Genomic DNA, 13,119 nt, shown 5'->3' with positions numbered 1-13,119 from the left:
TCTGTCGGGGCTGGATATATTGAGATTTAAGTGGAGTCATAAATTATGTGTGGAATTGTTGGTGCTGTGGCACAGCGTGATATCGCAGAAATATTGGTCGAAGGGTTACGTCGTCTGGAATACCGTGGTTATGATTCAGCGGGTGTTGCGATTGTTGATGCAGACAACCACTGCACCCGGATTCGCCGCCTTGGTAAAGTGCAGGCGTTGGCTGAGGCCGTCAATGCTGCCGATGTGCGCGGTGGAACCGGTATTGCCCATACACGCTGGGCAACGCATGGGGAGCCTTCTGAAATCAATGCTCATCCACATGTTTCTGGTGATATTTCCGTGGTGCACAATGGTATTATTGAAAACCATGAAGCCCTGCGAGAACTGCTTCAAAGTCGTGGGTATGTCTTTGAGTCTCAGACCGACACGGAAGTGATTGCCCATTTAGTGGAATGGGAATTACGCCAAAGTGAATCACTGGTTGAAGCGCTGCAAAAAACAGCCAAGCAGCTCGAAGGTGCCTACGGTACTGTTGTGCTTGATCGACGTGATCCAAGCCGTTTGGTTGTGGCGCGCTCAGGTAGCCCGATTGTGATTGGGTTTGGTGTCGGTGAAAACTTCTTGGCTTCAGATCAACTGGCCTTGTTAAGTGTCACGCGCCGCTTTATGTACCTTGAAGAAGGGGATGTTGCTGAGATTACTCGCAGAAGCGTTAGCGTTTTTGATGGGCAAGGCAATCAGGTTGAACGTGAGATCATCGAATCGAGTGCTGAACATGATGCGGGAGATAAAGGCCAATATCGTCACTTTATGCAAAAAGAAATTTTTGAACAGCCGAACGCGCTGAAACAGACAATGGAAGGGCGGGTGACGCATAACTCGGTCATTATCGACAGTATTGGCAGCAGTGCGAAAGAGATCCTGAACAAAGTTGAACACGTGCAGATCATTGCCTGTGGCACCTCATATAACTCTGGAATGGCAGCCCGATATTGGTTTGAGTCATTGGCGGGGGTCAGTTGTGATGTCGAGATTGCATCAGAGTTTCGATACCGTGACTTTGTTGTTCGTCCGAACAGCTTGCTGATCACTTTATCTCAGTCAGGTGAAACCGCAGATACCTTGGCAGCTTTACGCATCGCGAAAGAAAAAGGCTATATGGCTGCAATGACCATTTGTAATGTGTCCGGCTCTTCTTTGGTTCGTGAATCCGATTTTGCATTTATGACGCGTGCCGGTACTGAAATCGGTGTTGCATCCACCAAAGCCTTCACCACTCAGTTAACAGCAATGCTGATGCTGGTTGTCGGATTAGGTCGTCAGAAAGGCCATATCGATGCTGGCAAAGAAGCCGACATTGTGCATGCGATCCACGAACTACCAGTTCAGATTGAAAGTGCTTTAGCTTTTGATAAGGCGATTGAGGCGCTGGCGGAAGATTTTGCGGATAAGAATCACACCTTATTCTTAGGACGTGGCGAGTATTATCCGATTGCCATGGAAGCTGCATTAAAGCTCAAAGAAATCTCTTATATTCATGCGGAAGCTTATGCTGCCGGGGAGTTAAAACATGGCCCGCTCGCATTGATCGATGCCGATATGCCAGTGGTTGTGATTGCACCGAATAACGATTTGTTGGAAAAGCTGAAATCGAATGTTGAGGAAGTTCGCGCGCGTGGCGGATTACTCTATGTTTTCGCTGACGAGAAAGCCGGTTTTGAAGAGAGTGAAGGCATGAAAATCATCAAGATGCCCCACGTCCATGAAGTCACTGCCCCAATATTCTACACGGTGCCAATGCAGCTCCTGTCTTATCACGTTGCCCTGATTAAAGGCACCGACGTCGATCAGCCGCGTAACTTAGCAAAAGCGGTTACCGTTGAGTAAGGGGTGATGCCGGAGAGGAATAAATTGTAGGAGAGGAATAAAGTCTCATACTAAGTAATAAAGATGCATACTGAGTATTAAAGTATCATACTAAAAAGGCAGCGATCGCATCGATACGCTGCCTTTTCTCAAATGTTGATGTTCTAAAGTGTGTCGGAACAATGAAAGATAGACTGATAATTCAGTCTTTTAAACCCTATTGTGTTCGCTTATATTTTCTAGTTTTTACAACGAGATTTATATTCAAAACAAATATCAGTCATTGACTTGGTTTTCATTATTTGATCTTTCTTTTTTAAGCTTAAACCAAATTTTCTTTCTGCCATTATTATTCAAGATAACACCTCCAAAACTACACCGCTTTGACCGCTTGCTATTCTTTGAAGTAAGTCGTTTACTGAATTTTTATTATATGAATGTTTTTTTGTTTTGATTTTTTTATCAGAACTATTCATCGAGTTTATATTTTTATTAGACATACGATGCCCTTATTTATTTAAGAATTAAGGTGTACTGAACATGTGTTATTTTATGATAGAAAATGAAGGGTGATTGCAGAGAAACATGCTAAGGATGACGCTGGAAAAACTGGCTTTATACTTTTTATCTGAAACAACGCTTGGTCAGAGCGACTACTTCCTTATCACTTTCTTAAGCGTGATAAGGAAGCCAAAATTTGTAAGACGACTAGAGTGTCATTACATTTTCTGCTTGGAAACCTTTCGGTCCTTTACCTATGGTAAAAGAAACCTTGTCGCCTTCAATGAGTTTTTTAAACCCATCACCAACGATGCTTCGGAAGTGAACAAAAAGATCGTCACCATTATTTTGAGAAATGAAACCGAAACCTTTTGTTTCATTAAACCACTTTACTGTACCGATATCTTGATTAGACATATTATGCCCCTTATAAAATTAAAATTAAGGTGCACTGAACATAAGCATTATTTTTGGGATAGAGAATTAAGGGAGATACAGAGAAAAACTTGCCAGGGATAACGCTGAAAACTTACTTTATATTTTTTATCTTGAAACAACTCTTTGTCAGAGCAAGGTCGACTATACAGGTTTAAAAAATTAAAGATAGGTTTATTTTTATTTTTATTTTATTTATCCTAAGGATGAAAATCGCAAAACCTGCGTACGCGATATCATCCGACTTAGCCACATGATACTCAAACAAAAAATCGGCCAGATAGATGAAGGGAAAGGTATCACTATCTATCGGCCCATTTTCCTATCTTTCGGCAGAGAATCTAGCCAGATTCAATTCACTAACAACCGTATTCCTTAGCAATATAAGTTTCAAAGCGACGACACAAGTCTTCGTCAGATACTAAGTTGTCACTGATTACTGTCTCACCATCCACGACTTTTATTCTGGCATTGAGCGGTGCGATGTCAGAGCGCTTCCGGGAAGATAAGTTGGCAATTTTCTGTTGCTCTATTTTCCATGCGTCTTCTGCTGAAAGGTTACATGCGTCAGCGATATATTTGGCATTGAATCCTTCTCCAGTCAGGCTCTCAATGGTCTGATTATGTGAAAGATGGTTGCCTTGGGACCAGTAGTGTTTCGCAAGTAAAGGACCAATTTCCGCATTATCAGTCAAATAACCCAATGTCCGGGTAAAATATGCACGGGTCTGATACACCGCCATATGTGCTAGCAAATAGCCCTGATACGAACATGCTGACTCATCAGATAAAAGATGCGGGATTGCCATTAACGGTCTGGGACTACATGCCAATCCTAAAATGCGCTGTTCCATATCACGCGCCAGTTTAGTCACGGTTTCGGGCGTCAGTTCGTCATCACTTAACTGATACAGTGCCCGTTCAAAGTATGGTACAACCAGAATACTTCGTTCTGTGTAGGCTTTAAAAGGCTGACGGCTATCAATCATCTGTTTGATGATGGTATCCGGTACTGCTTCGCCAGCAGCGTTTTTCGCATACTGTTTTAACCAGTCTGCATCGGTCAGCAAACTGTCACAGAACATCGACTGAGTTTCAGCATAAGCCATCGAGGTTGGGGCAAATTCCTGAGAAAAGCAGGGCGCGTTCATTTTTACATTGGCAAAATGGGCGGCGTGGCCTCCTTCGTGGAACAGGGTATTGATACCGTCATAACCGCTACCGACCTGATCCGGTTTGGCGTTACTGGTAAAATTCACCTGTGCCGCAATCCAGTTCCCCTGATCGACAAAGGATGGAATTGGACCGTGGCAGAAGCCATTCTGGTATTTTCCTTTACGATCGAGCAAATCAAGGGTTAACTCTGCACCGGAATAGTCAATATTCAAACGACCAAATGATTCCACCCAACGACGGAGTGACTGAGAAAAGGGGACATAAGGGTCCAGTTGCCGCATGACATCTCCGGCAAACGAAAATGGGAAATTATGAGCCTGTAATGCCTGTTCGCCTTTCTCTTTAGCAAGGCTATCCAGACTGTTGTGGTGGCTTGGGCGGGTACGCTGTTCAAAATCATCCAGAATGGTAAACAACTGCTCGGAAGTCATCTGCTCAGTTTTTACCACAGAGTAATCAAAGAAAGAATCAAAGCCGAGAGTGCGGGCAAATTGATTTCTCAGTTTCACCAGATCCAGAAATCCGTTATGTAGTAGCCACTGTTCCAGATCCATTAACGCCTGATGCGCAGACTGACGCACTTGCTCATGATCATTCGTGCGGATCACGGAACTGAGTACAGGCAATGATCCTTCAACTTTATTGCCCTTTTCATCGTGATAAGTCATGACATGTTGCTGCTTTTTCTCAAACAGGTCTGCTTCAAAATTGATGAGTTTTTCTTTCAGTTGATTACCTTCCGGCGTTTCGATAGCGTGCGCCTGAAACGTCGCCAGCCAGCCTTGCAATCCGATCAGTGTTGATTTTCGTTCCTGCGGGTCAATCAGCTTTTCCGCTTCAGTAATCGCTTGTTTTATATCAGCAATTTTCTGTGGGTTACTGAGATAATGGGTCCATTCGGTTTGTGCTTGGGCGGATTGGTCATGGGCATCACTGGTCCCCATATAGGTTGACCAGAACAGATCCTCTTTCTTGCGATGAATTGCGAGGTAGCTGTGGTTTAAAGTATTGAGTGTTTCGGTCGGAGTCATAGGGGCCTGCTTATCATTAAACGGTTTGATAACAAATTGATTCCCACACTACACCAATCTTACTAAGGGTTTAAGGGAAAATTCTCCCGAGAGTCACCGAGAAATGGAGAAGGTTTGTCGCACAGTGATGTTCTCTAAACTGAGCTGATTCGGGGCACCACATGCTTCGTTTTGCTGGTCATTATTTGGGTCGGGGATAGGGTTAACTATGATACAAACTAAATCAATAACTTTGCCTGATAACCGCATAGTCTTTGTTGCCCGTAAAAGCTAGGTGCCTGATATTGAATTTGTGAGCAAGGCTATGAATGTCAGTGTTCGTACCTGTTCTCAGTGGTTTTGCTATGAATGTCACCTACAATTTAATCGACAATGATCGAGAGAGTCGGGGATAAAGGAAAGCATATGAACAAATACTACCGTCTGGCATTAGGTTTCTGCACCGTCTCTATAGTCGTTGCCTTGCTATTCGCGCTAGAAAACATAAACCTACTGATTTTGGTTGTCGCGGTAGCGGGGGTATTTGCCTGCCTGATGAAGATGGAACGTTTGGCAAGAGAGAAATTCAACTTTTATGAGCAGATCCTCGATACCATCCCAAATCCACTCTCTGTCACTGATATGGATATGAAGTGGACCTTTGTCAACCGCGCTGCTACCGATCCGCTGGGAGTCAAACGTGAGAACGTCCTTGGAATGCACTGTTCAAACTGGGGAGCAAACATCTGTAACACCGAAGACTGTGGGGTGGCCTGTTTAAGAAAAGGCAAACAGACCACTGGCTTTAACCAATGGGGAAAAGATTTTCGTGTCGACTCTTTTTACATCAGTGGATTAAATGGCAACAAGATAGGCCATGTTGAATATGTGCAGGAAATATCAGAAAAGGTTGCGCTAAAAGCCGTGTACAGAGATGTGGATGCCATTAGTGAAAGCCTGACATTAGGGGCAAAAAACCTGAATGAGGCCAGCCATGCACTGACCGTCGGGTCAACTCAGCAAGCGGCCTCTGTTACCCAAATCGGTAGCTCACTCAATGAGATTCTTACTCAGGCTAATGACAATGCTGAGCGTGCTTCAAAGGCCAGTGCTGTTTCGTCTGAGGCACAGCGAGCAGCGACCATGGCCTCCGATGAAATAAGAGAACTTGAGCAAGCGATGCAGGAAATTAATCGCTCAAGTGGCGCAATTAGTGACATTATTAATGTCATTGATGATATTGCATCTCAGACTAATCTGCTGGCACTGAATGCTTCCATTGAGGCTGCACGGGCCGGTGAAATGGGGCGTGGTTTTGCTGTGGTAGCCGATGAAGTCAGAAAGCTTGCTGAGCGCAGTTCAACCGCTGCGAGTGAGTCGGCGCAGTATATTCAGATATCAGTAGGAAATATCGAAAAGGGTAATGCAATATCACAAAAATGTGTGAGTGCATTGGGCGAGATTGTTAAGCATGTGGCAACGATCTCCGACACCATCGAAGAAATCGATCATGCATCGCAAAGTCAAGCGACCGGATTGAGTCAGGTCAATCAGGGGATGTCAGAAATTGATGAAGTGGTCCACTCGACGGCAGCATCTGCGGAAGAGACGTCCATCTCTGCCTCGGAACTGAGTGATTTATCTCTGAAACTTCAGGCTCAGCTCGAAAAAATGAGAAAAATTGACGGATTAATCGATAACACTGTCCACACAGGCGGCAACATGATTGAGGTTAAAAATGTGTCATAACGTCAGGCAAAACCTAGGGGCGGTTATCCTAAGCAAATGACCCGTAACAAAGAGCAAGACACGTTCAGATGACCCCTCAGGGCAGCATTTGTCGCTCATTTATCCAGCGTTAGGTCATGGTTCATGTAGATCGGATCGCTACACTTCACATGACCTGCCTTGACGAAATGCACGACAAATTGCTGCAAAAACCATCACGAAAGGTCAACAGCCCCTAACATGTCCCAGTACAAAAAATGAAGGAAACGTTCATGGCACTTGAGCGTTTTTCCTGTATCGATCCCCGTTTATACATACATGGTCAACCCGTTTCGTCATTGATGTAGCAGTATCGCTATTTCCCATCTGAATGTTCATTCATGCGATTAATACAAACCCATGTAATTTATTAATTCTAACATATTGATTTTTCTCATCTTTATGGGTGATTTCTCACATGGCGCGACCTATTGCTACTGATAATTCTATAAAAATAAATGTAGCAATCGTCACTTTTTTGATCATAAAATGTAGCACACGCTACTTTTTAACGTATCATTCATAAAGAGAAAAACATAACGAAACAAAAGGTCTGATATGAAAAACTCAAAATTGTTTTCAAAAGCGCAGAACTTGGGGAAGGCATTTATGCTTCCTATTGCAGTTCTGCCTGCTGCTGGTCTACTCCTCGGGATCGGTGGCGTATTTTCGAATCCACATACCATCGAAATGTATCCAATGTTGGATATTCAGTTTTTGCAGTCTCTGTTTATTCTGATGAGAAGTGCAGGAGCGGTTGTATTTGGCAACTTGTCGCTCTTGTTTTGTGTCGGTGTGGCTGTTGGTTTAGCAAAATCGGATAAAGGCACGGCAGGGCTGGCTGCTGTATTAGCATTTTTGATTATGAATGTGACAATCAATGCGATGCTAACTATTACCGGGACTTTAGAAGCTTCAAACTTAAAAGAAGCCGGTCAAGCGGTAGTGTTAGGAACTCAGACCTTACAAACCGGTGTTTTAGGTGGCATTTTATGCGGTATATTGGTTGCCGTTGTTCATGGGAAATACTACAAAGCCGAACTCCATTCTTTATTAGCATTTTTTAGTGGCTCACGTTTTGTTCCTATCGTCGCTTCATTCGCGTCTATTTTTCTCGGTGTGTTCTTATACTTCTTCTGGCCGTTTTTTCAGCAAGGTATTTCAGGTCTGGGAAGCTTAGTTGAAACGACGGGGTATGCAGGAACGTTTGCATTTGGTGCAATCCTGAAAACACTGCTTCCTTTAGGTCTTCACCATATTTTCTATATGCCGTTCTGGTTTACCAGTGTTGGTGGTGAAGCGGTCGTGAATGGTCAATTGGTGCAAGGCACACAGAACATCTTCTTTGCTCAGCTCGCAGACCCTCATACAGTGAAATATTTTGAAGGTGTTTCTCGGTTCATGTCAGGTCGCTTTGCTGACTTTATGTTTGGTATGCCAGGTGCAGCTTTGGCTATGTACCATTGTGCAAAACCGGAAAATCGTAAGAAAGTCGCTGGGATTTTATTGTCAGCTGCACTGACTTCTTTTATTACCGGTATCACTGAGCCACTGGAATTCATCTTCTTATTTACCGCCCCAATTCTATACGTGTTCCACGTTATCGGTGTCGGTTTAGCATTTATGCTTTGTCATATGCTTGATATCACCGTGGGGATGACATTCTCTGGTGGCGCAATTGACTTTACGCTGTTTGGTATTATGCAAGGCAATGATAAAACGAACTATTTACTGATGTTCCCTGTTGGTGCCTTCATGTTCACATATTATTATTTAGTCTTTAGAACATTGATTACTTGGAAAGATCTGAATACACCGGGACGCCGAGATGATGTAGAAGACGATGCCAGTGAAGGAAGTTCTGTGACGGGTGACGAGAAGCTAAAAGGCATCATTCAGGCATTCGGTGGCAAAGACAACATTCTGGATTTAGATTGCTGTGCGACACGACTCCGTGTCAATGTAAAAGACGCAAGCCTTGTACAGGATGAGAAATTTAAATCTTATGGCGCATTAGCGACCGTCATTCAAGATAATGGGATCCAGGTTATATTTGGACCTCAGGTAACCGTCATTAAAAATCAACTCGATGAATATATGATTCACAGCGCTTAGTGAGACGGATGGTGTATACCGCACCATCCTTTCCATTCTTTTCATTGAGATGAGCAAGGGTAAAAAATGAAAGCAGTTGTATTAATGTTTGATACGTTAACGCGTCATCATCTATCAACATATGGTGGTGATGCCATTACACCGAACTTTGAACGTTTAGCCAAAAAAACCGTTCAGTTTGATAAGTTTTTCGTTGGCAGCATGCCATGTATGCCTGCGAGAAGGGACATGCACACTGGCAGGTACAATTTCCTTCATCGTAGCTGGGGGCCTATCGAACCTTTTGATTTTTCAATGCCTGAATATTTAGCTAAAAATAAAATTCATACGCATCTCGTTACTGATCATAAACATTATTGGCGTGATGGCGGGGCAACTTACCATACGCGTTATACGACTTTTGAATTCATTCGTGGTCAGGAAGGCGATGCTTGGAAAGGACACGTTGAGAAACCCGAAGTTGTCTATGATGCCGAAGGGCAAGAGCAGCAAGTTGTTGTGGAACGGCGCAAAAGACGCATTGCGCAAGATATGATCAATCGTGAGTACATGAAAACCGAGCTGGAGCATACGCTAAGCCGGACGATTGAAGAGGGATTGTCCTTCATCAGGACTAACTTGGATCAGGATAATTGGTTCTTACAACTCGAATGTTTCGATCCTCATGAACCCTTCTTTGTGCCGGAAAAATATCTACAGATGTATGGGTGTACCCAGTCTGACTTCAATGGTTGGATGTACTACAACGCCAATACGGATTCCGCAGAGAAACAGCAACTGATTCAAAAATTCTATAAAGCATTACTGACGATGTGTGATGACTATCTTGGTAAAGTCTTAGATATGTTTGACGACCATCAGCTTTGGGACGATACCATGTTGATGGTTTGTACTGATCATGGATTCTTGTTAGGAGAGCATGACTGGTGGGGCAAAAATATCATGCCTTTATATGAAGAAGTCGCACATACGCCATTTTTCTATTGGGATCCACGTTTGAAGTTAAAAGATGTGAAAACAGACTTCTTGGGGCAGTTGATTGATATACCTGCCACATTACTGGATTTCTTTGGTCATGACGTTCCCCCGCATATGCATGGCCGTTCTTTTTATTCTGCATTACGTGATAATCAGCCCATCCGTTCACATGCGTTATACGGTTATTATGGTGCTCACCTCAACATCACGGATGGTCAATACGTTTATATGCGTTCACCGAAAGAACGTCACAATTCTCAGTATGAGTACACCCTGATGCCAACGGCAATTGATAGTCGTTTTACTCAAGCGCAGTTAAAAGGAGCGACATTGTGTGACGGATTTGCGTTTACCAATGAGACGCCAGTGTTGAGAATTCCAACGTCGGTTAATTACACCAATTCATATCGATTTGGTGACAAGCTATTTGATATTGACGCGGATCCAGAGCAAATTCATCCGCTTGATAATGATGAGTTAGCGCTCTCTCTGCTGGAGAAAATTAAAGCCTTGTTGATTGAGAATGAAGCGCCTGATGAGCTATATCAACGCTACGCTCTGGAGGATCTAACACTTCAGAACATTCGCCAGGAAAAGATCCAATTTGAGCAGTATCAGCTTTCTGCTTATCAAAATTATAATCTAAGCCACCATTGTGTCGCCGAAGGGTTAGAAGTCCTTGGACATATTTCCGATAACCCAGCACAAGATAAGCAGAACTTATTAGCACACATTGATGACAACGAGCAAATTACGCCTGAACGTGTCTATGAGCTAGCCAGAATTTTGTATCAGGATGAGTTACTGAAAAAAGCCATTTATCAGCTCAATCTAGCCATGAGATATGACTAATGGCAACGACCTACGGTATCGAAAATGAGTCTCTGCGTGTCCGCATCAATCAGTTGGGTGCTGAACTTGTATCTATCTGGTCTAAGACCCGTCATGAAGAGCTTTTGTGGCAGGGAGATGCATGGCAGGGCCGTGCGCCGATTCTCTTTCCGATTGTTGGCAATCTGCCTGATGGTCAGTACCAAACGAAGGGGCAGACTTATACACTGCCCCGCCATGGGTTTGCCCGAAACTCACGGTTTGAATTGAGAGCTCATGATTCAAACCGTGTCGTTTTAGGGTTGCGCGATAGCGAACAAAGTCGCCTGGTTTACCCATATGGTTTTGATTTATCCGTGAGTTACACCTTAGACAAAGACACCGTCAACGTTCGCTTTGATGTGGTTAATGATCGGGAAGAGGCACTGCTGTTTTCTCTCGGATTTCATCCGGCTTTTTCCGCCAGTCATGATGCCGATTTAATCTTTGAAGATTCGCCGCAGCATTATTGCTATGGCAATCAGGGCTTTGTTGATTTTGTTTCGCAGCCGCACTTAGATATGGGATTGTCTTTGTCCCTGTCCGATGTTGATTTTTCCAGAGGTGCGATTTATATCCGGGAGCCTCAAGCGCAATGCATCGTTATAAAAGATGGGATGAAAGCGTTAGGTCTAGCATTTCCTGATGTGCCTTATCTTGTGATTTGGAAGAAGCCTGCGTGTGAGTTTATCTGTATCGAGCCGTGTTTCGGCATTACCGCGCCTTCAAGTCAAGATACTTTAGCGCTCACTGACAAACCCGGCATCATCAGGCTGGCATCGGGAGAAAGGTTTTCGACGGTTAGTAAGATTAAGCTAATGTAGTGTATGCTACATTTCATATGGTAAGATGGTTGCATGAAACATGAGAGATACTTTTTATGCCTCCTTCTCCTTTATTACTACAACTTAAAAATTCTCGCTTTTCGATGACAAAAGCAGAGTCTTTGATCGTTGATAAAATTATAGAAAATCCAAGCTATTTTGTTAGAGCATCAGCTCGTGAGTTTTCAACTTCTACGGGTGTGAGTGATGCTTCTGTCATCCGTTTTTGTCAGAAGTACAGTGCATTAGGCTATCAAGAATTCAAGGCGCAGTTACACAAAGAGCTGATGATTTCTTCTCAAGGTGAAAAACGGGCCATTTCTCCAGACATTTATATTGAAGATGATTTAGAAAGCACGGTCGAGAAAGTTGAATCCATCATTAACTATAGTGTTCGGGATACGAAGGCACTGCTCGTGACCGAGTCTTTGCAGCAAGCGGTAGACGCATTAGAAAAAGCCAATCGTCTGTTTTTTATTGGACTCGGTGGCTCAGGATTATCAGCGATTGAGGCAGGGTATAAGTTTAACCGGATTGGTTTTGATGCCAATAGCTTTAACGAAAAGCACACGATGTACTATAAAATTCAATATACTAAACCCGATGATTTTGTCGTGGTGATTTCTCACTCCGGAGAAAGCGAAGATATGATTAAAGCGGCCCAAACCGCTCAGCAGAATGGCTCAACCATTGTCGCGATCACGCAAAATGCGAACTCTACCATCGGTAAATTATCGCATATTGTGCTGCAAAATAGCTCACAAGGTGAACTTTACCAAGGGGATTCAATCGGCACACGGATTTCGCAAATGTATTTGTTAGATATCTTGTATACGGAAACACTGAAGCATTGTTTTGAAAATGTTAAGTCTTCTAAAATTAATATCAGGAGTAAGATTAATTAATTATGAGCTGGAAGAAAAATGGTGTCGATCCAGATTATCGTTTCTCATTAGCGAACGAACGCACTTACCTTGCTTGGATTCGTACGGCGATTGCGATTCTCGCAGGGGCCATCGCAATTGACCAACTGTCATTGGATTTAGCCACGCCGGGACTCAGAATCGCATTGTCTGTAACGCTATGTGGGTTTTCTGCGGTGATTGCCGGCTGGGCCTATACAAGATGGGCCCAGAATGAGCGAGCGATGCGCAGTCAAGAGCCACTGAATTATCCGTGGATAATGAAAGTCGTCAGTCTTATTTTTGGATTGATCTCACTCGTGCTGATGTTGTTCATCGTGGCTGGGTAGGTGGTTATGGAAAAGCCCGGTCTTCAATATGAACGGACGTTATTGTCATGGTGGAGAACGCTGTTGTCGTCGATAGTGATCGTCGCGGCCATTTGTCGCATTGGTTTATTATCATCCAACGCTCTGCTTGTAGTCATTGCCGTTTTTCTACTGATCAGCACCATGCTATTCAGTTTATTCACATCCATTGAACTGAGCCGGAATATTAAAGGAACCTCTGCTTCCTCTTATGGGCCGTTCATCATTCAAAAACAGGGGCTTAGCGTGGTATTGGTCTTTGCGGCTTTATTCTATGCGCTAAACATTTGCTTACGTTTTATACCGTCATAAACCC

At 43.6% G+C, this 13,119-nt stretch carries 10 protein-coding genes; 8 read left to right on the top strand and 2 right to left on the bottom strand.

Going from position 1 to position 13,119, the window contains the following annotated elements; all coding sequences use genetic code 11:
• Window positions 1–45: 45 nt before the first annotated feature.
• Complete coding sequence (gene glmS, locus BSQ33_RS06100) at window positions 46–1,878, top strand: glutamine--fructose-6-phosphate transaminase (isomerizing) (protein ID WP_088133654.1); 1,833 nt, start codon at window positions 46–48, stop codon at window positions 1,876–1,878.
• 687 nt (window positions 1,879–2,565) lie between these two features.
• Here glmS and BSQ33_RS06095 read toward each other — a convergent pair.
• Together BSQ33_RS06095 and BSQ33_RS06090 are read right to left on the bottom strand one after the other, a co-directional pair.
• The gene (locus tag BSQ33_RS06095; protein WP_021019335.1) at window positions 2,566–2,775 is read right to left on the bottom strand and encodes a cold-shock protein; all 210 of its coding nucleotides are present in this window, start codon (window positions 2,773–2,775) and stop codon (window positions 2,566–2,568) included.
• A 377-nt stretch (window positions 2,776–3,152) separates the two neighbouring features.
• Complete coding sequence (locus BSQ33_RS06090) at window positions 3,153–5,000, bottom strand: M3 family metallopeptidase (RefSeq protein WP_088133653.1); 1,848 nt, start codon at window positions 4,998–5,000, stop codon at window positions 3,153–3,155.
• A 405-nt stretch (window positions 5,001–5,405) separates the two neighbouring features.
• Between BSQ33_RS06090 and BSQ33_RS06085 the strand changes: the two genes are divergently transcribed.
• The 7 genes from BSQ33_RS06085 to BSQ33_RS06055 all read left to right on the top strand — a co-directional run bounded on the left by BSQ33_RS06085 (window position 5,406) and on the right by BSQ33_RS06055 (window position 13,115).
• Window positions 5,406–6,728, top strand: a complete 1,323-nt coding sequence (locus BSQ33_RS06085; protein WP_021019337.1) for a methyl-accepting chemotaxis protein — start codon at window positions 5,406–5,408, stop codon at window positions 6,726–6,728.
• Between the two features lie 627 nt (window positions 6,729–7,355).
• Window positions 7,356–8,861, top strand: a complete 1,506-nt coding sequence (locus BSQ33_RS06080) for a PTS transporter subunit EIIC (RefSeq protein ID WP_198298160.1) — start codon at window positions 7,356–7,358, stop codon at window positions 8,859–8,861.
• Between the two features lie 66 nt (window positions 8,862–8,927).
• Window positions 8,928–10,691, top strand: coding sequence for a sulfatase (locus BSQ33_RS06075; protein ID WP_021019339.1), 1,764 nt, complete (start codon window positions 8,928–8,930; stop codon window positions 10,689–10,691).
• Window positions 10,691–11,533 carry a hypothetical protein gene (locus BSQ33_RS06070; protein ID WP_088133652.1) on the top strand — a complete coding sequence of 281 codons (843 nt, stop codon included), beginning with the start codon at window positions 10,691–10,693 and terminating at the stop codon, window positions 11,531–11,533. The genes BSQ33_RS06075 and BSQ33_RS06070 overlap by 1 nt, the downstream gene beginning before the upstream one ends.
• A gap of 56 nt (window positions 11,534–11,589) precedes the next feature.
• The gene (locus BSQ33_RS06065; RefSeq protein ID WP_021019341.1) at window positions 11,590–12,438 is read left to right on the top strand and encodes a MurR/RpiR family transcriptional regulator; all 849 of its coding nucleotides are present in this window, start codon (window positions 11,590–11,592) and stop codon (window positions 12,436–12,438) included.
• A gap of 2 nt (window positions 12,439–12,440) precedes the next feature.
• On the top strand, window positions 12,441–12,785 hold the full coding sequence (locus BSQ33_RS06060; RefSeq protein WP_021019342.1) for a YidH family protein: 345 nt from the start codon (window positions 12,441–12,443) through the stop codon (window positions 12,783–12,785).
• 6 nt (window positions 12,786–12,791) lie between these two features.
• Window positions 12,792–13,115, top strand: a complete 324-nt coding sequence (locus BSQ33_RS06055) for a DUF202 domain-containing protein (protein ID WP_088133651.1) — start codon at window positions 12,792–12,794, stop codon at window positions 13,113–13,115.
• The last annotated feature ends 4 nt before the right edge of the window (window positions 13,116–13,119 follow it).

The sequence above is a fragment of the Vibrio gazogenes genome, from assembly GCF_002196515.1.
GTDB classification, from domain to species: domain Bacteria; phylum Pseudomonadota; class Gammaproteobacteria; order Enterobacterales; family Vibrionaceae; genus Vibrio; species Vibrio gazogenes_A.
The sequence above is the reverse complement of the archived record's forward strand: the minus strand, read 5'-3'. Positions and strand labels throughout refer to the sequence as shown.